This is a genomic window from Variovorax sp. P1_G12, assembly GCF_056405555.1.
The window spans coordinates 1-26445 of the sequence record NZ_JBFUBW010000058.1 but is presented as its reverse complement, the minus strand read 5'-3'; the positions used below and the strand labels follow the sequence as shown (position 1 = coordinate 26445).

33 protein-coding genes are annotated in these 26445 nt (G+C 65.3%); 5 read left to right on the top strand and 28 right to left on the bottom strand.

The window, feature by feature from the left end; translation table 11 throughout:
* On the top strand, window positions 1-149 hold a 149-nt coding region (locus AC1D2O_RS35945; protein ID WP_478158778.1), incomplete at its 5' end, for an IS3 family transposase.
* Between the two features lie 101 nt (window positions 150-250).
* Here AC1D2O_RS35945 and AC1D2O_RS35940 read toward each other — a convergent pair.
* Window positions 251-1006, bottom strand: a complete 756-nt coding sequence (locus tag AC1D2O_RS35940; RefSeq protein ID WP_478158777.1) for a hypothetical protein — start codon at window positions 1004-1006, stop codon at window positions 251-253.
* A gap of 510 nt (window positions 1007-1516) precedes the next feature.
* Here AC1D2O_RS35940 and AC1D2O_RS35935 point away from each other — a divergent pair.
* Together AC1D2O_RS35935 and AC1D2O_RS35930 are read left to right on the top strand one after the other, a co-directional pair.
* Entirely contained in the window at window positions 1517-1849 is a 333-nt protein-coding gene (locus AC1D2O_RS35935) for a hypothetical protein (RefSeq protein WP_478158776.1), read from the top strand.
* A gap of 452 nt (window positions 1850-2301) precedes the next feature.
* On the top strand, window positions 2302-3558 hold the full coding sequence (locus AC1D2O_RS35930) for a hypothetical protein (protein ID WP_478158775.1): 1257 nt from the start codon (window positions 2302-2304) through the stop codon (window positions 3556-3558).
* Window positions 3559-3761: 203 nt separating this feature from the next.
* Here the strand turns inward: AC1D2O_RS35930 and AC1D2O_RS35925 are convergent, their stop codons facing one another.
* From AC1D2O_RS35925 to AC1D2O_RS35800, 26 genes are all read right to left on the bottom strand, one after another.
* Window positions 3762-4787 carry a phage late control D family protein gene (locus AC1D2O_RS35925; RefSeq protein WP_478158774.1) on the bottom strand — a complete coding sequence of 342 codons (1026 nt, stop codon included), beginning with the start codon at window positions 4785-4787 and terminating at the stop codon, window positions 3762-3764.
* A gap of 2 nt (window positions 4788-4789) precedes the next feature.
* Window positions 4790-5218: a phage tail protein gene (locus AC1D2O_RS35920; protein WP_478094881.1), complete on the bottom strand. Its 429-nt coding sequence runs from the start codon at window positions 5216-5218 to the stop codon at window positions 4790-4792.
* A gap of 19 nt (window positions 5219-5237) precedes the next feature.
* The gene (locus tag AC1D2O_RS35915) at window positions 5238-7763 is read right to left on the bottom strand and encodes a phage tail tape measure protein (RefSeq protein WP_478158773.1); all 2526 of its coding nucleotides are present in this window, start codon (window positions 7761-7763) and stop codon (window positions 5238-5240) included.
* A gap of 18 nt (window positions 7764-7781) precedes the next feature.
* Window positions 7782-7949 (bottom strand): hypothetical protein, encoded by a 168-nt coding sequence (locus AC1D2O_RS35910; protein WP_478091320.1) that lies wholly within the window; start codon window positions 7947-7949, stop codon window positions 7782-7784.
* Window positions 7950-7966: 17 nt separating this feature from the next.
* The gene (locus tag AC1D2O_RS35905; protein ID WP_478091319.1) at window positions 7967-8083 is read right to left on the bottom strand and encodes a GpE family phage tail protein; all 117 of its coding nucleotides are present in this window, start codon (window positions 8081-8083) and stop codon (window positions 7967-7969) included.
* An 8-nt stretch (window positions 8084-8091) separates the two neighbouring features.
* Window positions 8092-8403 (bottom strand): phage tail assembly protein, encoded by a 312-nt coding sequence (locus tag AC1D2O_RS35900; protein ID WP_478091317.1) that lies wholly within the window; start codon window positions 8401-8403, stop codon window positions 8092-8094.
* 26 nt (window positions 8404-8429) lie between these two features.
* On the bottom strand, window positions 8430-8939 hold the full coding sequence (locus tag AC1D2O_RS35895) for a phage major tail tube protein (RefSeq protein ID WP_478091316.1): 510 nt from the start codon (window positions 8937-8939) through the stop codon (window positions 8430-8432).
* Between the two features lie 26 nt (window positions 8940-8965).
* Window positions 8966-10144 (bottom strand): phage tail sheath protein, encoded by a 1179-nt coding sequence (locus AC1D2O_RS35890; protein ID WP_478091315.1) that lies wholly within the window; start codon window positions 10142-10144, stop codon window positions 8966-8968.
* 38 nt (window positions 10145-10182) lie between these two features.
* Window positions 10183-10788, bottom strand: coding sequence for a hypothetical protein (locus tag AC1D2O_RS35885; RefSeq protein ID WP_478158772.1), 606 nt, complete (start codon window positions 10786-10788; stop codon window positions 10183-10185).
* A 17-nt stretch (window positions 10789-10805) separates the two neighbouring features.
* A complete protein-coding gene (locus AC1D2O_RS35880; RefSeq protein WP_478091312.1) occupies window positions 10806-11759 on the bottom strand; it encodes a hypothetical protein in 954 nt (317 codons plus the stop codon).
* 16 nt (window positions 11760-11775) lie between these two features.
* Window positions 11776-12342, bottom strand: coding sequence for a phage tail protein I (locus tag AC1D2O_RS35875; protein ID WP_478091311.1), 567 nt, complete (start codon window positions 12340-12342; stop codon window positions 11776-11778).
* Window positions 12335-13225 carry a baseplate assembly protein gene (locus AC1D2O_RS35870; protein WP_478091310.1) on the bottom strand — a complete coding sequence of 297 codons (891 nt, stop codon included), beginning with the start codon at window positions 13223-13225 and terminating at the stop codon, window positions 12335-12337. Before AC1D2O_RS35870 ends, AC1D2O_RS35875 begins: the two co-directional genes overlap by 8 nt.
* Window positions 13222-13575 (bottom strand): GPW/gp25 family protein, encoded by a 354-nt coding sequence (locus AC1D2O_RS35865; RefSeq protein WP_478091309.1) that lies wholly within the window; start codon window positions 13573-13575, stop codon window positions 13222-13224. Before AC1D2O_RS35865 ends, AC1D2O_RS35870 begins: the two co-directional genes overlap by 4 nt.
* 5 nt (window positions 13576-13580) lie before the next feature.
* Window positions 13581-14312 carry a phage baseplate assembly protein V gene (locus AC1D2O_RS35860; protein WP_478158771.1) on the bottom strand — a complete coding sequence of 244 codons (732 nt, stop codon included), beginning with the start codon at window positions 14310-14312 and terminating at the stop codon, window positions 13581-13583.
* Between the two features lie 173 nt (window positions 14313-14485).
* Window positions 14486-15340, bottom strand: a complete 855-nt coding sequence (locus tag AC1D2O_RS35855) for an HNH endonuclease family protein (RefSeq protein WP_478158770.1) — start codon at window positions 15338-15340, stop codon at window positions 14486-14488.
* Window positions 15341-15510: 170 nt separating this feature from the next.
* Window positions 15511-17751 (bottom strand): AAA family ATPase, encoded by a 2241-nt coding sequence (locus AC1D2O_RS35850; RefSeq protein ID WP_478158769.1) that lies wholly within the window; start codon window positions 17749-17751, stop codon window positions 15511-15513.
* Between the two features lie 307 nt (window positions 17752-18058).
* Window positions 18059-18523 (bottom strand): phage virion morphogenesis protein, encoded by a 465-nt coding sequence (locus AC1D2O_RS35845; RefSeq protein ID WP_478092637.1) that lies wholly within the window; start codon window positions 18521-18523, stop codon window positions 18059-18061.
* The gene (locus AC1D2O_RS35840) at window positions 18520-18888 is read right to left on the bottom strand and encodes a phage tail protein (protein WP_478092639.1); all 369 of its coding nucleotides are present in this window, start codon (window positions 18886-18888) and stop codon (window positions 18520-18522) included. Before AC1D2O_RS35840 ends, AC1D2O_RS35845 begins: the two co-directional genes overlap by 4 nt.
* Window positions 18872-19411 carry a lysis system i-spanin subunit Rz gene (locus tag AC1D2O_RS35835; RefSeq protein ID WP_478092641.1) on the bottom strand — a complete coding sequence of 180 codons (540 nt, stop codon included), beginning with the start codon at window positions 19409-19411 and terminating at the stop codon, window positions 18872-18874. Before AC1D2O_RS35835 ends, AC1D2O_RS35840 begins: the two co-directional genes overlap by 17 nt.
* Window positions 19408-19989 carry an N-acetylmuramidase family protein gene (locus tag AC1D2O_RS35830; RefSeq protein ID WP_478092654.1) on the bottom strand — a complete coding sequence of 194 codons (582 nt, stop codon included), beginning with the start codon at window positions 19987-19989 and terminating at the stop codon, window positions 19408-19410. Before AC1D2O_RS35830 ends, AC1D2O_RS35835 begins: the two co-directional genes overlap by 4 nt.
* Window positions 19989-20402 carry a hypothetical protein gene (locus AC1D2O_RS35825; RefSeq protein WP_478158768.1) on the bottom strand — a complete coding sequence of 138 codons (414 nt, stop codon included), beginning with the start codon at window positions 20400-20402 and terminating at the stop codon, window positions 19989-19991. Before AC1D2O_RS35825 ends, AC1D2O_RS35830 begins: the two co-directional genes overlap by 1 nt.
* A gap of 1 nt (window position 20403) precedes the next feature.
* On the bottom strand, window positions 20404-20604 hold the full coding sequence (locus AC1D2O_RS35820) for a tail protein X (RefSeq protein ID WP_478092645.1): 201 nt from the start codon (window positions 20602-20604) through the stop codon (window positions 20404-20406).
* The gene (locus tag AC1D2O_RS35815; RefSeq protein WP_478092646.1) at window positions 20604-21074 is read right to left on the bottom strand and encodes a head completion/stabilization protein; all 471 of its coding nucleotides are present in this window, start codon (window positions 21072-21074) and stop codon (window positions 20604-20606) included. The genes AC1D2O_RS35820 and AC1D2O_RS35815 overlap by 1 nt, the downstream gene beginning before the upstream one ends.
* 116 nt (window positions 21075-21190) lie before the next feature.
* Window positions 21191-21901 (bottom strand): phage terminase small subunit, encoded by a 711-nt coding sequence (gene gpM, locus AC1D2O_RS35810; protein WP_478092648.1) that lies wholly within the window; start codon window positions 21899-21901, stop codon window positions 21191-21193.
* Window positions 21902-21906: 5 nt separating this feature from the next.
* A complete protein-coding gene (locus tag AC1D2O_RS35805; RefSeq protein WP_478158767.1) occupies window positions 21907-22914 on the bottom strand; it encodes a phage major capsid protein, P2 family in 1008 nt (335 codons plus the stop codon).
* Window positions 22915-22941: 27 nt separating this feature from the next.
* Window positions 22942-23793 (bottom strand): GPO family capsid scaffolding protein, encoded by an 852-nt coding sequence (locus AC1D2O_RS35800; protein ID WP_478158766.1) that lies wholly within the window; start codon window positions 23791-23793, stop codon window positions 22942-22944.
* Window positions 23794-23939: 146 nt separating this feature from the next.
* Between AC1D2O_RS35800 and AC1D2O_RS35795 the strand changes: the two genes are divergently transcribed.
* Both AC1D2O_RS35795 and AC1D2O_RS35790 read left to right on the top strand, forming a co-directional pair.
* Window positions 23940-25727 (top strand): terminase large subunit domain-containing protein, encoded by a 1788-nt coding sequence (locus AC1D2O_RS35795; protein WP_478094643.1) that lies wholly within the window; start codon window positions 23940-23942, stop codon window positions 25725-25727.
* On the top strand, window positions 25727-26200 hold the full coding sequence (locus AC1D2O_RS35790) for a hypothetical protein (protein WP_478158765.1): 474 nt from the start codon (window positions 25727-25729) through the stop codon (window positions 26198-26200). Before AC1D2O_RS35795 ends, AC1D2O_RS35790 begins: the two co-directional genes overlap by 1 nt.
* A 27-nt stretch (window positions 26201-26227) precedes the next feature.
* Here AC1D2O_RS35790 and AC1D2O_RS35785 read toward each other — a convergent pair.
* Window positions 26228-26445 (bottom strand): integrase core domain-containing protein (locus AC1D2O_RS35785; protein WP_478158745.1); only part of this gene is annotated, 218 nt, incomplete at its 5' end.

Here is a 26445-nt window from a genome sequence, read left to right as displayed (position 1 = left end):
GGGTCTACCAGGTACGCTACGACACTCGGGCGCAGGCTCGCCTGGACATCGTGGACTGGATCGAGGGCTTCTACAACCGCGTGCGTATGCACACGGCAATCGGATACCTTGCACCTGTCGAAAGGGAACTCAGCCTCTTGGCTGCGTGACTTGGTGTACGTGGAAACGAGGCAGGGTCAAGCAGCACCAGACTCACGAACTGACGCAGCCCCGCTTCCATTCGAAGAAGCGGGCACTCCTTGGCATGTGACTAGGCCTCTTGACTGTCGTGCTCCACGATGGGCGTTCTGTTCGCGGCCGAGTCGAGCCAGATACCGCGATTTCTCAGCACCGGACCCCATTCCTTCCAGGCAAAAAAGGCGCTGGGATGCCGGATAAACAGAAACTCCATCTCCCGACCGTCGTGCGCGAGTCGCAAGTGCAATGGCCGGACGTCCGAAATGGCGGGGAGACGCTGCTCCTGCAATATCTGGACGTCAGGCATCGCTCGGAGAGCGGCAATTTTCTTGCCTTCCGTGCCATAGACGACGCAGCGCTGTGCCTCAAGCGCGCCGGCCACCCGGAAGAACTGCGGCCACCCGGCCTCAAAGTCTTCAGCCTGCGGTCGATGGCGGCGATTCGTCATCACCCTTTGGACCAGGTTGAAGTACGCAACCTGTGACCACAGTCTTTGCCGCTCGAGGGCGGAGGGCCGCCTCTTCAGGAAGACGGCTCTTTCAAAGTTCGAGAGATACGCGCGCTTTCTGCTTCCCTTCTTGAAGCTCTCGGCGACCCCTTTGGAAAGGTGCAGCCAGCGCAGACTGTCTCTTTGGTCAATCTTCGCTCGCGTCTTCTCGTGGTTCTCGGCTCGCCCCCAAACGTAGACACTTTCGCCCAACACGATGGTCTTTGCCTCGGTGTTGCGATAGGCCGAACCTACCCACGGCAGCCAGCACAGGCCCATCGTCTCGAAAGCAGGGTCGAACGACTTGTCCAAAAACCCTTTGTAGTCATCAATCGTATCCATTGTTCCTCTACTCCAGATCGCGCCAGAAGCATCTTAGCGCTGAGCGTCAGCCCTTCCAGCTCACCATTGGAGGACCGCTCCTGGCTCGAAGGCGGCTGACCGGAGCATGTCACAAGGGCCATCAGTCCTCGACATCCTCAAGATCTGCGAAGGCAGCCGTCTCGAGTTCGACGCGGGTGACGAATCCATCTTCGCCGAAGGTGTGCGACGCCTTCACGACGAGCCATTCGGTCTCATTGATCGGTGGCGCCCAGGGCCGCGTCGACGCGGTGCCAAGCCGTGGCGAGAGGCGATGGGGTCAACGATCGCCCCAGTATGGAAAGCTGTCGTTGACACTGAAGTGGAGCGCGCCCGCTATCGTTCAGAAACCGGCCGAAGTGAACTCCGAAATGCCGCATGGGTGAATGGCCGGCGCGCTCACGTGGTCGAAACGACGTCTACTTTGGTTTGGGGATGCGGCCAAGAGCACAGAGGCGCACGCTCCAGTGGCCACAATAACAAGGAGAAGCTATGGCTGAATCGACTTTTGATGCGAACGCGTTCATGGCCGACGTAGAGAAAAGCGATGGTGCGCCCATCGTTCTGTCGCGCTACGGATTCAAGAAGACGGTGGTGGACGGCAAGACCTATCTTGAAGCTCAGTCCAAAGACGACGTGCTCGTTGCCTTGGCAACGTCGACAGATAAGACCGCGTTGACTCAACTACAGACGTTCATCCGGCAAGATTTGCTCGAAAAGAGATGCGTGAGCGCTTCGGTTGGTATCTGTCGATCCTTGGGCTGCAGCGGCTGCGACCCGGAGCCGGCAGGTGGCGGCGGCTATCTCTGCTACTGCATCCCGTAGGACTCCCACTCAATCAAGCTCGGTTCCTTCGTCCGCCGCGGCCTGAGTCAAAGTCCCAATTAGCGACGACATCACGCGCAAGGCCGAAACGGATGACTGCTCCGGATCGGCCATATGGAACACTGGTCATTCGCCCCTCTGGGGGCTACCATGGATGCACCTGTTTGCCATGATGAGCAAGTGGGGAAGCAGGCGGGCGGTGGAAGAGGTGAAACCACACCGAAGGAGCTTCTATGAAACCAGCAATTTGTCGGATACGCAATCTGCTTCTTGCGCTCGCTTTTAGTGGTGCCTCTGTCACCTTGGCTCAGGTGCCCCCACACCGTCCCGGAACTGTCTGCATTACTCGATATACGTGGTGCTTCTTGCCCGGAGCCGTGCCGGTAGGTATACAGTGTTTTTGTAATAGTCCGTCCGGTCCGCAACCTGGCCAAGCGAACTAGCGGAAGCATATGAGCAGCGACACTCAAAACACGCGCTCAGATTACGTAAATCGGTTGCTCGCCGACGCACATCTTCTCCAGCACTATCTCGCAGATGCCGGCCTTCTTGAAGGCAATGACCTAGGGCAAGCCATTTCGGCTATGGAGAAAGGGATAGGCCACGACGACGAGGCGGATTGCTTGGCAAATCTAGGCGTGCAAGTAAGTAAAGCAAATAAGCTCGCAAGCCCCTTTATATCAATCGTTGATTTGCGTGCTGGAAGAAGTCCATTTAATACCAACCCCTCTCAACAAGCGCACACCGACATTAAGGAAATAGTGATCTCGGCACTTGCGGTGCTATTGATCTTTGCAACGGTGCTTGGATTTGTGGTTCTCCAAGACGTTAGCAGAGGTATTGCGGAGCTCCAGCGAATTTCCCTGCAAAACCCCATGCAGAAAATGAGTGAACTCAGGAGGCTTATTTACGAGGGGGCGTTGGTAGATCAAAAATCGGCTTACTACATTCAATATCAAAAAGCCGCAAGTGAAGTTGCGCTGATGTTCGAGGTCGCCAATTCTATTATGGCAAGAGCCCCTACCTTTGATAGCGATCAGCCAAATGGAATTATCCACGACATAGTTCAAATCATATTATTTGAGACTGCTGGAAAGAATGTTTCAAAGGCTCCTGGAAAAGGCCAGTCCAGTTTGCAAAGTTCTAAAACGGGAGGTTATGTCCCTGGATACACCGCGGAAGATTATGGGAAGTGGGAAAGTCCCGGAACATGCAAGCCGTACGACTCAGAGCCGGTCAAATCCTTAATCGGAGACAAGAATGTCCAATATTTAGCGGCTGCATTGGATAAATTCGATGACTACTGTTTGGCTCAAACCCTAGAAATCAATGTTGGAAACTATCGGACCAACGCAGTGGCCAATTCGATTCGAGCATTGCAAGAGGAGCTCGTTCTCGTTGGGGTCCTATTCTTGCCCTTGGTTGGCGGGCTTTTGGGTTCGGCCATTTTCGTCATACATACACTAATGAATAATAAACTTTCTGCGCCATTGACGTGGGGATATTCGTTTGTAAGAATTATCGTTGGCGGCGCTTTTGGTGTAATTATTGGATGGTTCGTATCCACGTCGACGGACTCCGCTGATTTAGCCCAAAGAATTTCTGGGACGCCGTTTACTTTGGCCTTCCTCGCGGGGTTTAGCATCGAAACTTTATCTAATGTTCTGCTCAGATACTCAAAGGTCACGACCGAAAATCAAAAAACATAAATGACCCTGCCATGCGCTTGACAGATTGCTGGGGGGCTCGGCCGCGATCTCTGTCTTCTGCGCGAACCGTCCCGCATGGAAGTCATCGACGTAGGTCTTGTCAATCGTCTGTCAGTTCATCGCTGCAGCGCAGACGATCACCCGCCACATCGCCAACGCCCGGAAGGGGCCAAAGGCGGTTGACCGGAGCATGTCACAAGGCATCAGCCCTCGACATCCTCAAGATCTGCGACGGCAGCGGTCTCGAGTTCGGCGCGGGTGAGAAATCCATCGTTGCCGAAGGTGTGCGACGCCTTCACGACGAGCCACTCGGTCTCATTGATCTGTGGCTTGAAGCCGCGAACCCGAAGCATGGCCTGTGGCACAAGCAATGGCTCGCCCATCGCCAGCGTCAACTCGAAGGTCGCCGCCCCGCGCTGCAGCCGCTGCCACTCAGCCTTCGCCTCCGCCAACGCATCCTGCTCGTTCACAAAGGTCTCCCGCAGCCGCTTCGCATTGCCACTCTCGCCCACCAGCACCCCGCGCCGCTTGGCCTTGCCCGGGTCGTGCCAGTAAGCCCGCACGCCGCTGTAGGCCTGCCGGTCGGCGCTGTGGTAGCGGTGGCTGTCGCCGTCGCGGCGCGTCAGCTGCAGTGTGCCCATGGGCCGGCCATTGGCGCTGCGCGTGCCGTCGATGGGCAGGAACAGCAGGTGCCCCTTCTTCACCGTCGCCACCGCGTCGAAGCGCTTCGCCAGGCGCGTGACGAAGTTGAGGTCGCTCTCGTTCGTCTGGTCGAAGTGCGCCACGATTTCGCCGGCCAACCTGGAATCGATGCGCAGCTGCAGCTCGTTGCGCAGCGCGATCGCGCCGAGGATCTCGCCCAGTGTGGTCCGGTGCCAGCTCTGCTCCTTGCGCTCGCGCAACTGCTGCCCCAGGTCGGCGCTGCGCGCGCGCAGCGTGACCTGGTCGGGCGCGCCGCTGTGCTCGGCCTCGTCGACCACGAAGCTGCCCTTGTCCACCAGCGGCTGCCCGGCCCAGCCGATCGCGAGCGACAGCGTCACGCCCTTGCGCGGGATCTCCAGCGCGCCGTCGCTGTCGTCCAGGCACAGGTCGAGCTGGTCGGCCTCGTCGCCGCGGCATTCGGTCAGGGTCAGGCTGATCAGGCGCGCGTCGACCGTGGGCGTGATGTCGCGCTCGCCGAGCGTGATGCGGTAGCTGGGCTGCGGGTGGCGCGCGCTGTGCTCGGCCATGGTCAGCGTTGCGCCTCGGTGGCGTGCTCGCCGTCGCCGATGGCGTCGATGCGGTCATCGTCCACGCGGGCCAGCTGCAGCTGGAACTCGATGCGCCGGGCCTGGCCGTCGCGGTGGAAGAGGCTGCGCGTCTCGTTCAGCGACTCGATCACGAACTGGCCGTAGACGATGCCGGTGCCGTCCACCAGCGGCCAGGCCGCGCCGGCGGCGCCCATGGCGCGCAGTTCGTCGAGCGAGCCGGTGTCGCCGGCAAAGCCGGGCAGCAACAGGCCGTTGAGGTTCATGGTCTCTTCGCCGGGCCCGACAAACTGCCGCGCCGGCCGCGCGCCCACGCGGCTGTTGCTCGGGTGCCGCCAGCTGGTCTGGCGCTGCAGGTCCTGGTAGGCCAGCGTGTCGAGGCTGAAAACGAACTGGCCGAAGGCCATCATCATGGGGTGGAGCCTTTCCGGTTCAGTCGATGTCCGAGAGGGACGAGAGCATGGTCGCGCGCTTGCCGCGCTGGCGGCGGTCCAGCTCGGCGCTGACGGCGCGGGCCAGGGCCTGCGCATCCATGCCGGGCGCGGCCTGGATGGTGATGTGGATGGTGTCGCCGCCGATCGATAGAGGGCGCTGTGCTGCCGTGGCGGCGAGGGGCGGGCGGCGGTCGATCTGCAGGGCGAGGGCTTCGGTGCCCGCGCCGGCCGCTCCAGCGGCCATAGGCAGCGCGACAGCCGCCGCCGCGGCCATCCCCAGCGCCGCCTGCCGCACGCGGCTCTGGCGCTCGCTGATGCCCTCGGCGGCGCCGTTGCTGATCTCGTTGCCCGCCAGCATGAAGACGCGGCTGGGGCTCTTGATGCCAAGCTTCTCCTTGAACCACCCGATGGCCGCCTCGCCGGCGCCGGTGATGGCCGTCTTGACCGCGCCGAGCGCACCGGTGATGCCGTTCGCCAGGCCCTCGATGATCGCGCTGCCGAAGGCGGCGAAGCGGGCCGGCAGCGCCGCGAACCAGGTCATGGCATCGTTGAAGACGGCTTTCACGGTCTGCCACAGGCCATCGAAAAAGGCGCTGATCGGTTCCCAGTACTTGTAGATCAGGAAGGCCGCCACCGCGATGGCGGTGATGAGCAGCCCGATCGGATTCATGAGCAGTGCGCGGCCGATGAACAGGATGGCCCGGCCGGCTGCCAGCAGGCCGCTCATCAGCGGGCCCTTGAGGGTCGACGCGAGCGGGCCGATGACGCTGGTGGCCTGCGCGAACAGAAAGCGCATCAAGAAGACCTTGCCCGCTACCAGTGCCAGCGGCACCAGCAGCGCGCCGGCCAGCGCGATCAGGGCCGAGATGGCCGCCGCCACCTTCAGCACGCCGCCGACCAGGCCGGGGTTGGCCGCGACCCATTGCGCGAAGCGTTCCAGCAGCGGGTTGACCAGGTTCAGCAGATCGGTCAGCGCGGGCTTGAGCGTGTCGCCCAGCGCCGCGCCGGTGTTGAAGAGCCGGTTCTTCGTCATCTGCCACCGGGCAGAGATCGTGTCGTTCCGGGCCGAGGCCTCCCGGCGCATCGAGCCCTGCGCCTGCGGGCCCCGGGCAAGCTCCAGTTGCCGCTGCAGCTCCTCGGGCTTGTCGACCAGCTTGGCCAGCGTGTCGGAATGCTCCATGCCCACCAGTTCGACCATCACGCCGATCTGCTTCTCGCGCGGCAGCGCGCGGATGGCGCCGATCACCTCGAGCAGGGTGCCGGTCGCGTCCTTCGACATGCCGGTCTGCACGTCGGCCGACTTCAGCCCGATCTCCGCCATGGCGGACTGGAACTTCTTCGTGCCCTTGGTCGCCGCCGCGAACTTCTGCACCATCGCGTTGGCGGCGGTACCGGCCGTTTCCTCTCGCTCGCCGAGGGTCAGCAGCGTGGAGCCGAGCGCGGCGGCATCGCGCGCCGACATCGCCACGGTCGAGATCACGCCCGAGGTGCGGTTCAGGAAGCCGATGATGTCGCTTCCCTTGCTGATGGCGTTGTCGTCCAGGAAGTTGATGGAGTCGGCCAGGCCCTCGATCTCGGTGAGCTGGATCTTGAAGTTCTTCGCCACCTTGCCCATGGCCTCGGTGATCTCGCCGGGCACGGCGTCGAAGGCGGTGGCCATCATCGCGGCGGTGCGGGTGAAGCTCTGCAGCTCGTCGGTCGGCACCTCCATGCGCGCGGCGGCGGTCACCATCTCGGCGATCTCGGTGGTGGCGATCGGGATCTCGTGGCTCAGCGCGCGCACCTGCTCCTCGATGGCGCGGTACACCGGCGTGAGCTGGCCCAGCTCGTCGCGCGCGCCGGGCACCTGGCGGGCGATGCCGAGCATGGCGTCCTCATGCGCCGCAAAGCTCTGCACAGGGCCCAGCACCGCCTGCACGCCGCGCGAGCCGGCCGCGTAGGCGCCGTAGCCGGCGCCGGCGGCCATGCCGGTGTGGAGCATGGCCTTGCCGTGCTGGGCCTTGAGTTGGGCGGCGCGGCGCTGCTGCTCGCCCTGGCGCCGCAGGGCGGCCGTCTGGGTATTGATCGAGGCGGTGGTGGACTCGATCTCGCCGCGCAGACGCCGCTCGTGCGTGCCGAGTGCGCTGGTGCTGATGCCGGCGGTGGCCAGGCGGTCGCGCAGCTGCTGGGCGCGCTGCTGCTGCCGCTGGAACTGCTCGCCGAGGGCGGCGGCCTCCTTGCGCGCGGCGTTGAAGTCGCGGGTCAGCGCCTTGGTGGGGGTGGCCGTCTGCGCCATCTGCTGGGCGAACTGCCGGGCGCGGGCCTGCGCGGCCTGCATGTCGGTGGCGGTGCTGCGCAGGCCGGTGCGGACTTCGCGGAACTGGCCGACGGCCTTCTGCTGCTCGTCGAGTTCCTTCAGCCTGGCGCGGGTCTCCTTGAGCACGCGGGCGGCGTCGCCGCTCGCATTCTTGATCTGCCGCAGCGGCGCGGTGGCCTTGTCGATGGCCTGCAGGATGACCTGCAGCCGCAGGTCATTGGAGGCCAAGGGCGCCTCCGCTGCGGGTCAGTCTTCGGCGAGCAGGGCTTCGATCTCTTCGGCCCTGGCGCGATGCTCCTTGGCGCTTTCGTACGCCCAGACGCCCGACAGCATCCCGAGCGGGAACAGCAGCGCACCGATCCACACCACGATGGCGAGCGCGGCCAGGATGACGATGAGGATGGTGAGGAACATGGAGAGCCATCGTAGGGTCAGTCCTGCGCTTCGTGCCGCTCGCGGGCGCGCTCGCGCCAGGCCATCAGCTCTTCGAGCGAGAAATCAGCCATTTCCGATGGCCCCCAATGAAAAATCACCGCCAGATCCGCCATGGCGTCCTCTACGCGCTCGGGGAGATGGAGGCCAGCGCTGCCCTCGGCAGCAAAAAACCCGACACCATGGTGCCGATCTGCACCAGGTCGGCCGGGTCCATGTCGCCGATCTCCTGCTTGAGGATCATGGGCGTGCTGATGCGCGGCAGCACGGTGCACAGGGCGTTCACGTCCATCTGCAGCAGGTCGGTGAGCGAGATGCCGCGCAGCTCGCCGGACTTCGGTTTGCGCAGCGTGATGCGCTCGATGGTGGTGTCGCCGCGGCGGAGGGGCGTGTCGAGGGTGATGGTGTTGGCGGTGGTGTCGTTCAGGTCGTCCATGGCTGTCTCGCTGAGGTGGTTGGGGTTCACAGGCCGATCGCCGCACGGATGTCAGCCATCAGATCCCGGCCGTCCACGTACTCGACCATGTTGACCAGGTCGATCTCGATGACGGTGCTGCCGTCGATGCTCAGCTTGTAGTAGCTCAGCGCGCTGGTCACCTTGATCTCGGTGAGGTCGCCGGCCTTGCTGGTGCCGGGGTCGATCTCGGTATGCCGTCCGCGCACCACGATCTCCAGCGCGCCGACGTTGCCGGTGCCGGCGTCCTGCAGCGCGCCGGCGAAGCGCAGCAGCAGGGCGTCGTGGCGGGCCGCGCCCCACTGGCCGAACAGGTCGCGCAGGTAGCCGGCGGCGGTCCACTGCAGCTCCAGGCCTTCCATGCCGAGGTCTTCCTTGATCGGGCCGTTCATGCCGCCGGCGCGGTAGTCCTCGGTCTTGCGGGTGAGCTTGGGCAGCGTGACTTCGGGCACTTCGCCCAGGTAGGCGCGGCCGTCGTTGAAGAGGGTGAAGTTCTTGAGCTTGCGGGGGAGGGACATGGCGTGTTCCTTCGTGGTTCAACAGGTCAGGCCGTGGCGACGCGCGCGGCAAAGTCGGCGAAGTAGCGGTCGGTGATGCGCTGGCGAAAACTCAGGTCCTCGATCGGCGGGATCGGCGTGTAGTCGTAGTCGATCACCAGCTTGCCGCTCTTGAGCGTCTCCTTCTGGTTGATCTCCTCGTCGTACCAGGCCGAGCCGTCGAGCAGGTAGCCGCCGGCCTTCAGTTCGCGGAACTTGGCGTTCACGCCTTCGAGGATGTCCTTCACGATGCTCGGGTGCATGGGCTTGTCGACCGCCCACATGTGCGCCTCGGCGATGCTGTCGGCCAGCACCTGGGCGGTGCGGGTGGCCGACTCGAAAGCGAACAGCGGCTCGTCGCTGCAGGTGCGCGAGCCCCAGAAGCGGTAGCCGTTGCTGTTGATCAGTGTGGTGACGTCCGCCGCGTTGAGCACGCCGGCGTCGGTGGCCGGGTTCTGCAGGTCCCAGTAGATGTCCTTCGAGATGCCGAGCACGCCGTTGACCGCGACGTTCGAGAGCGTCTTGTGCCAGCCGGTGTCGTTGTCGATCTTGGCGCGCAGGCCGAGCGCGCAGGCGGCCGCGGGTACGTTGGCACGGGCGTTGGCGCTGCTGTCCCAGTTCTGGAACTCGGGGTAGATCACCATCAGTTCGCGGGCGCCGAATTCCTTGCGGTAGGCGATGGCGTCTGGGACGCTCTGGCACTCCCAGGCGCCGACGTAGGCGAAGCCGCGCAGCTGCTGCGCGACGCTGGCGAGACCGGCCGCCACCGGTTGCGTGTCGAGGCCCGGCGCGCCCAGGATGCGCGGCTTGATGCCGAGCACGGCCTGCGCCGCCAGCAGGGCCTTCATGCCCGTGTACCTGCCCTGGGTCGAGACGGTGCCGAGCACGTGCGTGGTGGTGGCTGCCTGGTCTTCGCCCGGCGCGACCCGGACCACGATGGTGACGGGCCGCGCCTGGTCGGCAATGGCCTGCAGCGTGCGCGCGAGCGTGCCCGAGGTCCCGGCCTTGGCGAGGGCGGCGTAGACGTTGGTGATGAGCACCGGCGTGTCGAGCGGGAAGGCGAGTGGGTCGGCATCGGGCGCGGTGGCGACCAGGCCGATCACGGAGGTCTGGATGGTGCGGATGGGCCGCGTGCCCTCGGTGAGTTCGAGGACGCGCACGCCGTGGTGGTAGTCGGTGAGGGACATGGGGGTGCTCCTGTGGAAGTGGTGGTCGGCGGATGGCGTCAGGCGGATGCGGCGGGTGCAGCGGTTGCAGCGGATGCGGCCGGCTGCTCGAGCGGCGGCACGATCAGGCGGGGCAGCAGGTCGGCCAGGGCCTCGGGGGTGGGTTCTTCGGCCTCGCCGGCCTGCACGCGCGCCAGCAGCGCGTAGCAGGCGTCCCACACCAGCGAGCGCCAGGCGCGCAGCGCCCGGCCTTCGTTCTGGAACTTGGGCACCGCGGGCTCTTCGGCGTAGGTCACGGCGGTCTTCATGTCGTCGTAGCCGCAGGCGCGCGCCGTGGCGTCGAGGTGCGCCTGCACCCGGTCGCGCAGCGCGGCCAGGCGCTCTTCGAAGCTGGGCTCGCGAGGCGGGGTCGGGGCCGGGGGCTCCGGCGCCGCCGCGGGCTGCGGCGTGGGGGGTAGCTCCTCCAGCACCCAGCTGCGGTCGACCAGCACGGCGCGCATGCCGGCCGGCACGGGCGGCGGCGCCACATCGGTGGCGAGGGCGGGGTTGAGCAGCGCGTGGACGGGCTTGCCCTCGCGCTCGGTCTCGACCGGGTCGAGCGGATGCGGCGAGCTGCCCAGCAGCACGCGGGTGTCGGGGTCGATCAGGTAGATGGTCTTGGTCATGTGCCGGCCTCGGGGCTTCAGTAGCTGACCCAGGCGGTCAACGCGACGTTTCGCGGCCGGGTCGCCGAGAAAAAGCCGCCGTTGAATGGCGCCGCCACTGGGGGGGTGTTGGCGCTATAGACGGGGCCGGCCCCGGGGTAGAGCGCGGGGAGCACGGCGTCGCTTCCGTAGTCGACGAGGCCTGTGGCCTTGCCGGCCAGGAAGGAGATGTTGATCGCGTCCGTGTTGTCGTCATATCCGCCGACCAGCGTCGCCTTCTGAAACGACCTGAGGGCTCGGCCTGCGTCCACGCCGCGGCCGTTGTCCAGGCAGCGGATGAACTCGCCGCGCAGGTCGACGAGCGAGAAGGTGCCTGCCCCCGAGAGGCCGAGCCGTGCGACCAGGTCGGGGTAGTTGGCCTGGTTGTAGGCCACGTCGCCGCGGATCGGCAGGTAGCCCGGAATGCTGGCTGGGTTGTCGTAGCTGTACTGCACCATCCCGGGCTGGTGCCAGGGCGCGCGCACATAGGCGCTGCCGCTCCACACCATCTGCCGCAGGTGCGGCGCGGTGACGGTGATGACGTGGCCGACATGGGTCTTGGGCACCGTGGCGAAGGCGCCGCGAAACGCGTAGACCGGGTGCGGGTCGTCCAGCGCTTCGTGCGCGGCCACGGCGGTGCCCAGCAGTGCCGAGATCTCCTTCGCGGTGTGGGCCCAGCGCACCCACCGGGTGCCATCGCTGCCGGGCGGAACGCCCAGGCTGGGCGCGATGCTCTTCCAGGTGGTGTCGCCGTGCGCCACGAAGGCGTCCACCGGGTAGGCGAAGGCCGCCACCCAGGCGGTGACGTTGCGCACACGCTGGTAGCGCGTGCGGTTGGCGAGCTGGCGCGGCGGCACGTTGTCGATGCCGCTCGGGCCGCCGAGCACGGGGTCGTCTTCTTCCCATTGGTAGATGCCGTCTTCCCAGACGTCGGATTCGGTGAGGTGGGCCATGGAGGTGATGCAGCGCCTAGGCGCTTCCGCGGTTGAACGAGCCGTCGCGGCGCATGGCGCCGTTGTGGCTGTGGACCACGGCGGCATAGCGCAGGCCCAGGCACACGCAGCGTGCGGGCGCGACGGCGGGCAGCAGCGCGCGGATGCGCGCCGCCTGCTGGTTGGTGATGGGCCGCTCGAGCACGATGCGGTAGGTGGCCCAGGTCGCGCTGAGCGGCGCGCGCGGGTACTCGCCGTTGCGCGAGACCGCGCCGTTGTGGGTGACGCCGCCGATGCGCTCGATGATCGTGACCTCGCCGAAGCCCAGCGCCCGAATCAGTGCGCGAATGGCCCAGGGCGTGCCCTTGCGCCGGTGGATGTTGATGCTGTCGAGGATGACGGCGCGGCGCGCGTCGTCGCTGCGGGCGTCGCTCCAGCCTTCGACGGTCAGCGTCCACGAGAGCCAGGGCAGCGCCTCGGCGAGGCAGTCGCGGGCGTGCCAGAGGTGGCGCAGGCCGGTGGTGTCCAGCGCGAGCGTGGAGACCGCGGCCAGCGCCGACTCCAGCGCGCTGCGGTTGGGCGGCAGCAGGCGGGCATCAGTCATGGACCAGCACCTCGGTGACGGTGGTCGCGGTGACGCGCACGCACTGCGTGGCGTCGCACAGGATGTCTTCGGCGGGCGAGACGATCACCACCCGGTCGATGCCCGGCTGATGCAGCGCGGCGTCGATGCCCGATCGCGGCAGCCCCGCGCCCAGACGGCGGATCTTGGGCAGCCAGGCGGCCAGCGCGCCGCGGGCGGTGGCGGCGGCAATCTCGCCGGCTGGGCCGCTCTTGCGGTGCAGCACCGCGACGATCCCGGTGTCGATCATCTTGGCCGACTGCACGGTGACCAGGTCGCACAGGGGGCGGATGTGTTCGGCGCTCAGGGCGCGGCGCACGGTGTCGAGCAGCGCCGGGTCGGCGATGCCGCTGGCGTTGTCGGCGAGCACGGTCACGCGCACCTTGCCGCTGCCGGCCTCGGGGCTGTCGACGCCGGCATCGGCCACGTGGGCGCTGGCCGTCATCGCATGAAAGCGGTAGCTCTCGCGCGGCCCGGCGGTGGTGATGCCTTCCAGCGCCGCCTGGGTGCGCTCGCGCAGGCGGTCGTCGTTCTCGTAGACGGCCGCCACGGGCGGCACGGCCTCGGGGCGCGCCGGCGTGGCCACGAGGCGCCGCACGTCCAGGTTGGCCGCGAGGTGGTCCAGGTCGGCGCCGACCGCGTAGGCCAGCAGGCTGGCCCGGGCGGCGGCGTTGATGCGCTGACGCATCAGCAGCTCCTGCCAGGCCATGACCTCCAGCAGCTTCATGGCGGGGTCGGACTCGAGCAGCAGCGTGAACGCGGGGTGCAGCTCCCGGAAGCGTTCGAGCAGCTTGCGCAGGATGGCCTCGTAGTCGAGCGGCTCGATGACCTGGGGCGCGGGCAGCAGCGTGAGGTCCATGCTCATGCCGCGGCCCTCATCTGCATGGGCACGCGCAGGGCCAGCACGCTGGCGGCGACGCCGGGCGGCGTGTAGATGCCATCGATCTCCAGCACCACCTGGCCGGGCCGGGTGCCGCTGAAGAGCTGCACGCGCGAGAGGCGCAGGCGCGGCTCCCACTTCATCAGGGCGCCGGCGATGGCCGAGTAGGCGCGCACGCGGGTGGTGCCGTTGTCGGGCTGGTCGATCAGCTCGGGCAGCTGGCTGCCGTAGCTGCGGCGCATGAGGCGACTGCCGATGGGCGTGCCCAGGATGTCGGCGATGCTCTGGCGCAGATGCTCGAGGCCGTCGATCGCGCGGCCGGTGGTTCGGTGCATGCCGCTCATGCCGGCTTGCCTGTGAGGGCGCCGCCCTTGGCGACGCCGTCGTGCTGGTGGTTGGCCAGGCTGATGCCCTGGGCGATCACGTCGTTGCCGGGCAGCGTGAGGTTGCCGTTGCGGACCTCGACCGGGCCGTGGATGACCGCCACCGCGCCGCCAGGGCCCGTGCCGCCGCCGACCAGGCCGGCGGCATWGGTGAGCAGGCCCTTCACGAGCAACTCGCCGGTGGCGATGGTCTTGGGGGCGTCGAGGGTGATCTGCTGTGAATGCACCGTGGCGCTGTCGCTGGCGGTCACGTCGGCGGTCTTGCAGCGGACGGTGACCGAGTCGGGCACCGTGATGTCGGCGGTGCCGCCGGCGGGCAGGGAGGCCGTCAGGGCGTGCCGGGCGTGGTCGTACTCGACGACGGCGCCGTCGGGGTAGGTGGTGCGCTCCACGTCGCCGGTGGCGCCGTTGGCGGCGATTGCGTCGCTGAAGACGCCGACCAGGACAAAGGCCGAGGCCATGTTGCCGCCGGGCGAGAGGACGATGCACTGCTCGCCGGGCGAGGGCGGCGACCAGCGGCGGATGTCACCGGCGCGAAGCGAGATCCAGGGGAGCCAGTTGGTCGTGAGGCCGCCGGACTGGACGCGGCAGCGTGCGGTGCCGTGGTCGACCTGGAGCACCGCGCCGGCTCGCACGATGTTCTCGATGCAGCGGATGAGTTCTGTGGTGCTTGCGCCTTGGTCGACCATGCAGCAATGGTGCCGAGCGAGGGCGTGCGACGCACGCGAATCCGCTTGTAGATCGACGATCCACAAACGAAAGTGATCTTTGGCCAACCACTGCCAATCGCACGGGAGTCGCGGCAGAGGGCGGCATCGCTGGCGCGTGGAGAACTTATCCAGTCCAGGCGTTCATCTGGATCTCACGAGTGAACACCATCGACAACAGAAACTGCTGCCAATAAAGGCGAGAACTTGCCGAAGAGTCGTTGCCTACTCTCGTCCAGCAGCGATCGGACCATTGCCGAATAGGGCTGGCTTGGCGCAGCCAAAGGCTCCAACGAGGCAATGAGATCAAATGCCTGGTCGATGTTCCACTTGCGGTCCTCTCCTGCCACCATCGTCGCCGCCTTGGTGAGCCATTTCTCCGCGCGCTCAAGCGTGTTGATGACCTGAAGCATGAGGTCCGTTCGCATCTCTACGAGCCCTTGCCGATTCAGACCGAACACGCGGTAAGTGGCCCATCCGTAGGGATCCCAGGTTGCGTTCACCTTCCTCGGGGCAACTAGGCTCAAGCCGTTTTCAATGACCCACTGCAAGTGTTGCGCCGGGTCTTGTCGTGTTGGGTCTATGAGAAGTGCATCTTCTGCAGTTAAATCGTCTCCATTGTTTAGCGCACGCTTTCCACTGATAGGAAAGCAATCGTATTTGCCAAGCTTGTAGGCCGTTCCTTGAGTCGCTTGGTCATAAGCTGGTTCCGATGCAAACTGGCGAATCTCGTGGTACTCAGTGCCGTTGCAATGAACGCAACTCGGAAGAAGATTGGTCCAAGTCGCTGCCAACCACCAGTATCCAGTGTGATTCGGCTCTCCATCTACCCGTCCTTTGGGCCGAAAGTGCTCCACTTGCACTGATACCACAGCGCTGTATTTCGACTCGCAGTAGGCACACTTCTTGTGGAAAAGTTCTTCGAGCGCGAGCTTTACATCGTCGGCTTTGTAAGCACTGAAGTTGAAGGCCTTCTTCTTTATCTTTTTTGCCGCCGCTCCCTTTGCCACGGTCTTACCACTCGTGGCAGGCTGAGGGTTCGATATCGTCTTACAGAGAGTCGCAATGGTCGCATTAGTCGCGGAAAAATGTCGCTTCGCGCGGAGCATTTCCCGCTCAGCCTTTCCTCCTGCCTTTGCCAACGATGGGGGCTCCTTGACCAGAGATCGATCGACCCACCTCATTCTGGCTGCTTTCGGTCTTGGGCTCGAAGTCGGTCTAGGATCTGCTGCACGGCATCTTGACGGACCTTCGCGCGATCCAACGTTTTTGATTGCAGTTGTTCGATGATGTGCAGTCGAAGGGCCTCATTGACGACTTGCCGAGTTGGCGTGTCCCCAATCAGCATGAATGCGCTCGACTGGCTCGAAAACCGGCGCGCTTGCACCTCCTCTTTGGATGACCCCGATGGCGCTGATAATRCCAGTTCATCCAGCTCTCGCGCGACGTCCGGGTCCGAGGTGCTCGCAAGTCCGAAGAACTCCGAGGTAAGCAATTGTTCGGCACGCATTCCTCGCACATTCGGCAATCCTGTCATTTCGTGAACTTGACCACGCTCCCCGCGAACGAGAACGTGCACTTCCCCATGAAGCATGCCGCGTAAGCACAGCGGATCATGTGTCGTGAAGATGAACTGCACTTGGGGCATTGCTCGGCGAAGCGCACCGACCACCTGCATCTTCCAGCGTGGATGTAGGTGAATCTCAATCTCATCGATCAAGACTACGCCACGAGCGTCTTCTAAGTTTCCCCAGTGTCGAACCATGTTTCGCATGATGTCCAACCCCATGGCGAATAGGGCACGGTAGCCGTCACTTACTTGATCCAGTGGCACTTTTCTGCCATGGGTGCTGATCATTACTTCACCCGAACTGTTTCGGTGGATGTCGTCCAGAGGTCCCAACGCGAGTATTTCGCGCATTGCGCGAGCGACTGCCTGAAAGCCACTTTCACCCAACGATGCCAACCATTTCGATGAGTGCGGAATCGCCTGAGTGCGATGGAACAGTGAGCGGAGGCTAGCCCCCCGCCGAAATTTCAAGGGCGCTGTGTCCTCGTGCCCGAAGATGCGATGGGCCCCATAGGCGAGCACCAATGGGCCGGGGCCAGCATCCTGAGTCAGTTGGCCCGCGCGATTGATGCGAATCATGTTGGTTGCGCCGGTGTCGAACTCCACGACCACCGTCGTGTCTTTGTCTTCGTCTTCGTCTTCGCTAGTTAGTTCGGCCGGGCGAAGCTGCAAGAATCGGCTTGGCTCGATGCGCACTTGCCTCCGAAGCTGCGATCCCATCAGCACGAGAGCGAGCGCCTGAAGGATGGAACTCTTCCCTGTAGCGTTCTCACCGAGAAAGACAGCAGATGGAACTGTTCCTCTTGCAGTCGAGTCGGCGAGAGAAAGCTCGACTGAGATAGAGTCGATGCCCTTGAAATTCTTGATTCTGAGACGGGTTACGCGAGCGCTGAGTTGCGCCAGCGTGGCAACTCGCGTTGTGAAAGCATCCCGCCCTGGAGTCGACGTTTCATCTTCGATATTTCCGATGCGTCCGCGTCCTTGGTCAATTGCTTTCCGGTAGGCTATCCATTCTGTACTAAGCGCGCGCTCAGTGAACGCAACCAGTTGTTTTGGAATCGCATTTGGATATGATCGTGTCTCAAAGGTCCGGTGCAGGAATTTCTCAAGCGGGGCGCCCAACCAATTGCAGATCGCACCAACGTGCTCCGCGTCCGGTGCGAAAAATACCCCTAGCATTTCTCCGTGCTGATTCAGCTTGCCTGTGCGCAGAAGTGCGAGAAGGTCGAGAGCATTGCTGAAGAGGCGACCCCGGGATTCGACCAACGCTGGACGATTCAGCGTAAGGACTTCGATCGTCTTGCTGCCTTGCGGTGTGAGACCATCGCAGTATCCGTTGGAGCGGAAGGTCAGATGGCGAAATCCGTGGTCTTCGCAGGGATCAAGCAGAAACGGGGCCTCCGTCTTGTTGGCATCTTGCCAAGGAGTGAACGGGGTAACGCGCTTCTTTCTCGTGGGAAAGTGGTTGCTCTTTGAGCGAGAGCACGGTAAGCACACTGGCAGGAGATTGCGCCATTCATAGGCATACCATGCGTAGTGATCCGCACTGGGCATGCCTTGTGTGCCGTGGCCGCCTCTGGCATTCATGAGCGGCCGATGGTGTTGCACGATGTCAGAAATCTCGCTTGGAATCGAGGTCTCACAGTAGGCACATTTGTTGTGAAACAGTGTTCTCAGGTGCTGCTCTACTGGGCGGTTGAACCACAGGTCGTAGTGCAATGGTGGCCTACGGGTAAGACGCAGGTCATTTGGCAGTTTGAAATGGGCTTGCAACTCGGAGATTGCATCCTGGACAGCAGGGGTCGATAGCGTCTCAGGCTCTTTAACATCTCCTCTTGGGACGTATTTCATAGCTCCTCGTCAGATTGGTGGCTCACGCGATACAGGGCGAAGGGATCCGACTGACTCGAAAGGACCCCCGCCTCAGTATCTAATTTCTACGACCGATCAATTTAACCGATGTTTCGGGAAGGAGGTGGTCGCCTCGGGGCGGTGTGCTTCTATGGTGCGGAAGTTAACTTAGGAATCCGAGGACTGGCAGCCGGGATGCAGCACGGATAAAGAGTTGGATCGGCATGAGGCCAATGCACATCGAGTGACTGCATCGTCGCATCGCTGAAGGTCGATCAGTTCGCTCGGCGCCAAGCGATGGACCTGCCTAACGATCTTCCATAAGGTGTTCCAGAAGCAGGTACTTGATCCGCTCCCGATCCACATCGGCCAGGCCCAGCAGCGCTCGCAATGGATACGCGTAGGTCGGTCCCCCGGCCTCGACCTCGTCGCGCAGACCTTCCTGGTGCACCCGCGCGATGCGCGCCGTGCGACCCACAAAGCCAATGCTCGCCGCCTGCTCGTCCGTCTGCAGCCGCAGATGCTTCGCGGTCCTCATCCTGGCGAACATCCCGCGCCGAATGCGCCCCTGCAGCTGCCGCGCCTTGCCGGCCTTGCGTGGCGCATAGGCGCTCCCGTCCGGGTTGCGCTGGCTGGCGATGCGCGCGGCCTGGCTGCGTCGGAGGTCCTGTCCGACCTTGCGGGCGAGCGCCCGGCGCTCGGCCGGCGCGAGCCGGGCGATCAAGGGCGCGACCCAGTCCTCCAGCGCGATCAGTGGATCGCCGCCTGTCATGTCTCGACGCCAGGCGCAACGACGACGGCCTCGGTCAGGTCGATCTCGATCTGGATATCGACGGTTTCCTTGTTGAGGTACTCCACCTCGAAGCGCACGCTCTTGTCGCGCAGCGTCGGGTTCTCCAGGATCTCGATCTGATGGTCGCGCAGCCAGGCCAGCAGCGGCACCATGATCGCGTCGGCGGGGCCCGCGTAGTCCAGCAGCACGGCGGTGAGCGTGTAGCGGTACTCGAAGGAGAGTGTCGCGGCGCCGGCCGCGACCAGGCGGCCCTCGCGCACGTAGATGGCGAGCTTGTCGGGCTCGCGCTGCAGCTCGGGCGAGGCGGCCGTCAGGTGCGCGCGCAGGCTATGGGGTTTGCGCATCGCTCAGGGCGCGGGCGGCGGCGCGGACGTCGTTGTAGCGGTCGATGCAGGCGTTGAGGTCGACGATGGCGCTGTCGCCGTCGCGGGCGATGGCTGCAAGAGCTGCTGCAGCCGCTGGCTCAAGTTCGGCTCGCGCTTCTGCAGGTGGGCCGGCAGCGGCGGCAGCTGCATCGCCCGCGGGGCGGCAGGCGGGGGTGCGGACGGGGATTGACACCCGGATAGCGCCACTGCGCACGCCATCCACAAAGTCATCGTGCTTCCTTTGCACATCGGCGAGTTCCTTTCGGTGCTGAAGATCCCGGCTGCCGAGCTCGACGCCCAGCGCGCGCTCGGCGTCGAGCTGGCGTTCGATCGCATTCGCGACCGCGCGGGCGTTGTCGGTGCGCTCGGCCTGCCAGGCGGCCTGCACCCCGGCGCGGCCGGCCTGGCTGCCGAAGCGGTACGTGGCCGCGGTCCAGCCGATGGCGAGCGCAACCCAGAGCAGCGCGGGCAAGCTGCGCCTGGCGATGGCGGCCCAGCTCACGCATGCCTCCGGTAGGCCGCCGCGAGCTTGCCGTGGTAGTTGTTCTCGGCGTAGCGCGGTCCGTTGTAGCGGCGCGCGAAGTCGGCCCAGCGCAGCTCGCGCATTTCGTCGTCGAGCTGCTCGTGCTTCACGAATCGAATGAAGGCGTCGAGCTGCGTACTTTCGCTGGCATACATCGCGTTGATGAATTCCTGCAGCGACGCGAAACCGCAGGCCTTGAAGTTGGCGCCCAGGATCTGGAACTTGCCCCAGCTGGCCGACGCCAGGGCCGCCGGGCGGTCGAGGAAGGTGGCCGCCTGCAGGCGCTGGTGCTCGCCGGCGTTGCGGGCATCCGCGGTGGGGCCGCGGGCGTAGTGCGCCCGGGTCCAGGTCGGGTAGCTCAGCGTGGGGTGCGAGCGGTCGTAACGGCCGCCGGTGGCGGCGCTGAACTTGTGGCCCTCGAAGAGGATGCGCGGACGGCCTTCGGCGTCGAAGCCGCCTTCGGGCGCCTCGACCTCGCACACCGCCTTGACCGCAGCGACGGCGCAGCGCAGCTCGCGTGCGGCGTTCTGGAAGTCGAACTCGACCAGCATCTTCATCACGGCCGCCCTCGATCGTCGTTCGCCGGTGGCTCTGCAGGGTCGGGCTTGCGCGTTGCCTGGCCGCGGCCGCGCACGGCGTCGATCACTCGCGCCACGAAGCCCAGCGGGTCGCGGCGCATCGCGCTGCCCATCGCCTTCAGGCCGGCCCAGATGTCTTCGCTGATCACGGCGCAGGCGCCGACGATCGCCAGCCGCGCCGTCTCGGAGGCGATGAAGTCCTCGATGCCCAGGCCGACGATGACCGCGACCGCGGTGCCGGTGAGCACGGCGCGGGCGAAGCCGCCCCAGCCGCCGTGGCGCTTCTCGACCACGCCCTGCGCAACGCCGGCGACCACGCCGACCACGGCGCTCGACACGATGATGCCGAGCGTCGAGGGCTCGGCAAAGAGTTTCTTGACCCAGTCTTGCATGTCAGTCCCAGAGGCTCACGGTGGAGCGGGTGTGGGTGGTGGCGGGTGGGGCCAGTTCCACCAGCAGGCCGGTGGGCAGCACCGGGCCGTGGTCGGCCAGGCCGGGGTTCAGGGCGAGGGTGGCTTCGACGATGTCGGTGCGGGCGAGCGTGCGCCAGCACAGCAGGTCGAGCGTGTCGCCTTGCATCGCACGCGCCTGCATCAGATCAGCTCCACGGTGGTGCGGCGGATGCCGAGCAGGTCGGAGATCGCCCAGCGCACGTCGCGGCGCAGGTCGTTGGCGCGGGCTTCGAGCTTGTCGGCGGCCTTGTCGCCGGCGCCGGTGGTGTCGAAGTCGCGGTAGCGCTCGACCAGGTCGGCCTGCACGTAGCTGTAGACGGCGCGCTGGTAGCGCACGACCTGGATGGGGTGATCGGCGATGCGTGTGCCTGGCACTTCATTCAGCGTGGCGTGGCCGAGGGCTTGCTGCGCCGCCTTGTAGCCGGCCAACTCGTCGTTGATGCTGGTGATGGCCGCGAGCGCGCTGTAGCGCAGGCGATCGGCGGTGACGGTGCCGTCGAGCCGCGCCGTGGCGCGCAGCTCGACGAGGTCGATGTCCGGGAACCAGCCGTCGTTCGCCAGCGGCTTCTCGGCGGCCGGTGCCGGGGTGGGAGGATTGGCAAGAAAGCTCATGAGATTCGCGGCGGGCGAAGGTCCAAAAGAAGGTCGGCGGTGGTCGGGCGTCATCCGTGGGGCGGGTGGCCTTCAGGAATCAGCCCGAGCCGCCGGGGTTCCGGGGTCCGGACTGGTTACGGCGCCGGGGGCGGGTCCGGCTTCTTCAGCCGGCGCTCCAGGCGCTCGATGTCTTTCTTCACGCCGACCTGGTCGAACAGGGCAAGGGCGCGCTGCAGGTGGTCGAGCGCCACGCGCGCGTCCTTCACCGCGACGGCGTCGAAGTCCACGTCGGCCGGGCCGGTCTTGCCGATCAGCGCGTAGCCCATGGCCTTGTGCAGCTTGGCGCGCGCCTGGTCGGGCGCGTCGAGGTCCTGGGTGCCGAGCAGCACCTGGGGCAGCAGGTCACGCGCGTCCGCGTTGTTCATCTGGCCGTTGAGCGCCGCGGCGGCGAACTCGTCGATCAGGATGGTGCCGAGGCTGCGGTCGTACTGGTCGGGCGGCGACAGGTCGTGCTGCACCGCGTACTGCGCGATCTCCAGCGCGCGGCGGTAGTTGCCGGCGTCGATGTGCCAGATCAGCACGGTGGTGAGCACCTGGTCCTGGGCGCCTTGGCCGCCGGTCAGTGCGCCGTCGATCCAGGCGTCGTAGTCGGGCAGGAACTGGCGCTTGGCCTCGATCTTGCGCTCGATGGACTGGATGGCCTTGAGCGAGCGGCGGTGCTCGGCCAGCTGCGCGAGCATGAGTTCGTAGGCGCTGCCTCGCAGCTCGCCGCCCGGCGCCGCGGAGGCCGAGGCGAGGGTGGCGAGCTTGCGCTGGAGGCTGCGCTGGGCGGGGGTCTGGCGCATGGCGCTCAGCCCGCGATCTCGATGTTCTCGATCAGCGCGCACAGGCCGTAGTCCTCGACCACGTAGGCGTCATTGCTCGACTCGTAGTTCTCGATGCGGTCGCGCTTGGCGTTGTCGACGATGGTGCGGCGGCGCGCCGACTGCTGCCAGTAGATCGACAGGTTGTCGTAGCGCGTGATGAGCACCTTGTTCTCGGGGAAGTAGGGCACGGTGATGCCCGGCAGGCCGCCCAGCCGGCGCTGGCTGCGCACGATGTCGGCGGCGAGCATTTCGGTCGGCGCCGAGGGCTCGCTGACCAGCGGGAACAGCTTGTCGTGCATCAGGTTGCGGCCGACGATCGCGACCAGGCCGCCATCGTTGCGGAACCAGGGGTCGAGCAGCGTCTGGTAGGCGTCGTAGACCAGGGCGTCGAGGTTCTTGTAGTCGCCGGCGTCGCCGACGGTGATCTTGTTCGCCGCGGCGCCCGAGTCGAGCACGCGCGCTGCGGCGTCCTGGCGGATGTGCTCGAGCCAACCGATGTTCACGTCCTGCAGCAGCGGGTTGGCGACCAGGTCGGTGTTGGCGGCCGCGCGCAGGCCGTTGAAGCCGATGACCATGCGATCCAGCGCCTGGCGCTTGACGATCACATCGCGCACCCGGGTCTGGAAGTCCCGGAACTTGGCCCAGGCGTCGAGCGTGGCGTACTTGATGAAGGTGTCGTAGTTGGTCTTCTTGCACTCGTAGCCCAGTTCGTCGAGCGTCTCGACCGAGCGCGGCTGACGGTCGCGCTCGTCGGTGTTGGTGCGGCTCGCGATCGGGCCGCTCACGCCGAGGCCGAGCTTGTCGCCCTTCATCTCGGTGACGCCGATGATGTTGACCTTGCCGAGGAACTCGCTCGACTCCTGGATCTTCGTCTCCAGCGTCTGCTGCACGCTGGGCTCGACCGCGAACTGCTCGCGCGCGCTGGGCACGCCGTTGAGTTCGCCGAGGCGGTCCAGCAGCTGGTTGTAGACGAGGCGGGTGTTGTTTTGCATGGATGGCTCCGGGGATGCGTGTGCGGCTCAGCAGTCAGTGGTCTGCAGCTTGGGGTTGCCGCCGGTGGCGGCGGGGCGGTGCGCGTGCTGCGCGGCGTCGGTGGTGTCGATGGTTTCGAACTTCTGCTGCAGCGCCGTGTGCGCGGTTTGCAGGGTGGCGAAGTCCTTGGAGAGCCGGGCCGTGGCCTTGCTGTTCGCACCATGCTGATCGGCCAGCGTGCCGAAGGCCTCGGCCAGTTCACCGACCGCTTCGACCAGTTCGCCGACGTCGCTGTCTTGCTTCTTGAAGCGGCCGGTGAACTTGGCGATGGCGTCCCTCACGCTCTGGAGGGCGGTCGATGCCTTGCCGTCGTCGTGCGTGTCGTCTTCGAACTCCAGCGTGACCTCGATCGCCTCGCTGAACAGGTTGGCCGGGTCGAGCTTGCGCGCGGCAAATGGATTGGCCTTCGGGTTCTGCGCGGCGAAGCTGAGCACGTCGGTGCCCAGGCTGGCCGGGCTGTCGGTCACGCCCAGGCCCACCAGGTAGGCCTCGCCGGTGTCGGCGAACTTCGGATTCACCTCGATCGAGGTGTAGACCTTCTGCTTGTTCTTCGTCGTCATCGCGACCAGGTCGGGCAGCGGCTCGATCTGGGCGAAGAGGGCCAGCTTCTTCTTGCCGTCGATGGTCACGTCCTCGGCCTTGAGCGCGGTGACGTCGCCGTAGGCGCGGAAGTCGCTGTCGGGGTAGATGCCGCGGATGTGCTCGAGCCAGATGCGGGCACCGTATTTCTGGGGGTCGAAGTTGCGCGCCATCTGCTCGATCCAGCTGCGGTCGATGGTGCGACCGTCGGTGGTGGCGCCGTCGACGGCGACGCGGAAGAACTTGGATTTCTGGGCCATGGGTGTTGTGCGGTTGAGGGCTGTGGCCCGATGGTCCGCGCACCCCGCGTGCGGCTCAACGCAATTCACTTGTAGATCGGCGATCTACAAACCGAAGTGGCGCGGCCCTGTCGCAAATCCCGGTTCGCACTCATAGCCTCGGGGCCATGCCGACCACCACCGATGCCGAACTGAAGAAGCCCGAGGCGGCCGCCGCGCCGGGGCCCGCGAAGCGTCGCGAGGCGCGGCATCTCTACTGGCAGGGGTGGCGCGTGTCGTCGATCGCGGAGTTGCTCGGACTTGCGCGGACGACAGTGCACGGCTGGAAGGATGCCGAGCAATGGGACAACGCGCAACCGGTCGAGCGGGTCGAGGGGGCGCTCGAGGCGCGCCTGGTGCAGCTCATCGTCAAGGACGGCAAGACCGGCGGCGACTTCAAGGAGATCGATCTGCTGGGCCGGCAGATCGAGCGGCTTGCGCGCGTCCACAAGTACCAGGCCACAGGCAAGGAGGCTGACCTCAACCCGGCGATCGAGCGGCGCAACAGGGCACCGAAGAAGAAGCCGCAGCGCAACGTGTTCGACGAGGACCAGTCGGCGCAGCTGCTCGACGCCTTCCGTGATTCGCTCTTCGGGCACCAGAAGATCTGGCTGCGAAATGCCGACCAGCGCACGCGCATGATCCTGAAGTCGCGGCAGATCGGCGCGACCTGGTACTTCGCCCGCGAGGCGCTGGCCGACGCGATCCAGACCGGCCGCAACCAGATCTTCCTGTCGGCCAGCAAGGCGCAGGCGCACATCTTCAAGCAGTACATCACTCAGTTCGCCTTCGAGGCCTGCGGCGTGGCGCTCACGGGCGACCCGATCGTGCTGTCGAACGGCGCGCAGATCCACTTCCTCGGCACCAACGCGCGCACCGCGCAGGGCTATCACGGCAACTTCTACTTCGACGAGTTTTTCTGGACCCATCGATTCGAGGAGCTCAACAAGGTCGCCAGCGGCATGGCGATGCACAAGCAGTGGCGCAAGACCTACTTCTCGACGCCATCGAGCATCCAGCACGAGGCCTATGCCTACTGGAGCGGTGACCGCTTCAACAAGCGCCGGCCAAAGGACCAGCGCATTGCGCTCGACCTGTCGCACGCGCGGCTGGCCAGCGGCTTCACGGGTGAGGACAAGGTGTGGCGCAACATCGTCACGATCCTCGACGCGATGGCCGGGGGCTGCGACCTGTTCGACATCGACGAACTGCGCCTCGAGTACAACCCCGAGGAGTTCGAGAACCTGCTGATGTGCGGGTTCATCGACGACACGCAGTCGGTGTTTCCGATGTCGGAGTTGCAGCACTGCATGGTCGACTCGTGGGTGGACTGGGACGACTACAAGCCCTTCACTTCGCGCCCCTTCGGCTACCGGCCGGTGTGGGTGGGCTACGACCCTTCGCATACCGGTGACACCGCGGGCTGCGTGGTGCTCGCGCCGCCCGAGAAGCCCGGCGGCACCTTCCGGGTGCTCGAGCGCCTGCAGTGGCGCGGCCTCGACTTCGAGGCCCAGGCCGAGGCGATCCGGCAGATCACGCTGCGCTACAACGTGAACTTCATCGGCATCGACACCACCGGGCTGGGGCAGGGCGTCTACCAGCTGGTGACCAAGTTCTATCCGGCCGCCAAGGCGCTGAACTACTCGCTCGACGTCAAGACACGCCTGGTGCTCAAGGCCAAGAGCGTGATCGGCAAGAAGCGCCTGAAGTTCGACGCCGGCTGGGTCGACCTGGCGCACGCCTTCCTGGCGATCCGCAAGACCCTCACGGCCAGCGGCCGAAACATCACCTTCGAGGCCGGCCGCAACGAAGAGACCGGCCACGCCGACCTCGCCTGGGCCTGCATGCATGCGCTCGACAACGAGCCGTTGGAAGGCATCACCGCCGCGAACAGCGGCTTCATGGAGATTTCCTGATGGACACACAAGCGCTTGCCGACCCGTCGGCACGCATGGAGGCCTTCACCTTCGGCGAACCGACGCCGGTGATGGACCGACGCGATCTGCTGGACTACGTCGAATGCTGGTCGAACGGCCGATGGTTCGAGCCGCCTGTTTCGTGGGAGGGCCTGGCCAAGTCGTTTCGCGCGAGCACGCACCACAGCAGCTCGATCTACTTCAAGCGCAACATCCTGCTGAGCACCTTCATCCCGCACCCGATGCTCGATCGCGCGACCTTCGGCGCCTGGGTGCTCGACTTCCTGATCTTCGGCAATGCCTACCTGGAGGCCCGGCGCTCGCGCACCCGGCGGCCGGTGGCGTTGAAGCATGCGCTGTCGAAGTACATGCGCCGCGGCACGGATCTCGACACGTATTTCTTCGTGCGCGGCTGGAAGGACGAACACGAGTTCGCGCCAGGCAGCGTGCATCACATGCGCGAGGCGGACTGACCCTGCCTCGTTTCCACGTACACCAAGTCACGCAGCCAAGAGGCTGAGTTCCCTTTCGACAGGTGCAAGGTATCCGATTGCCGTGTGCATACGCACGCGGTTGTAGAAGCCCTCGATCCAGTCCACGATGTCCAGGCGAGCCTGCGCCCGAGTGTCGTAGCGTACCTGGTAGACCCTCTCGACTTTCAGCGTCTTGAAGAAGCTCTCCATGGCTGCGTTGTCCCAGCAGTCGGCCTTTCTGCTCA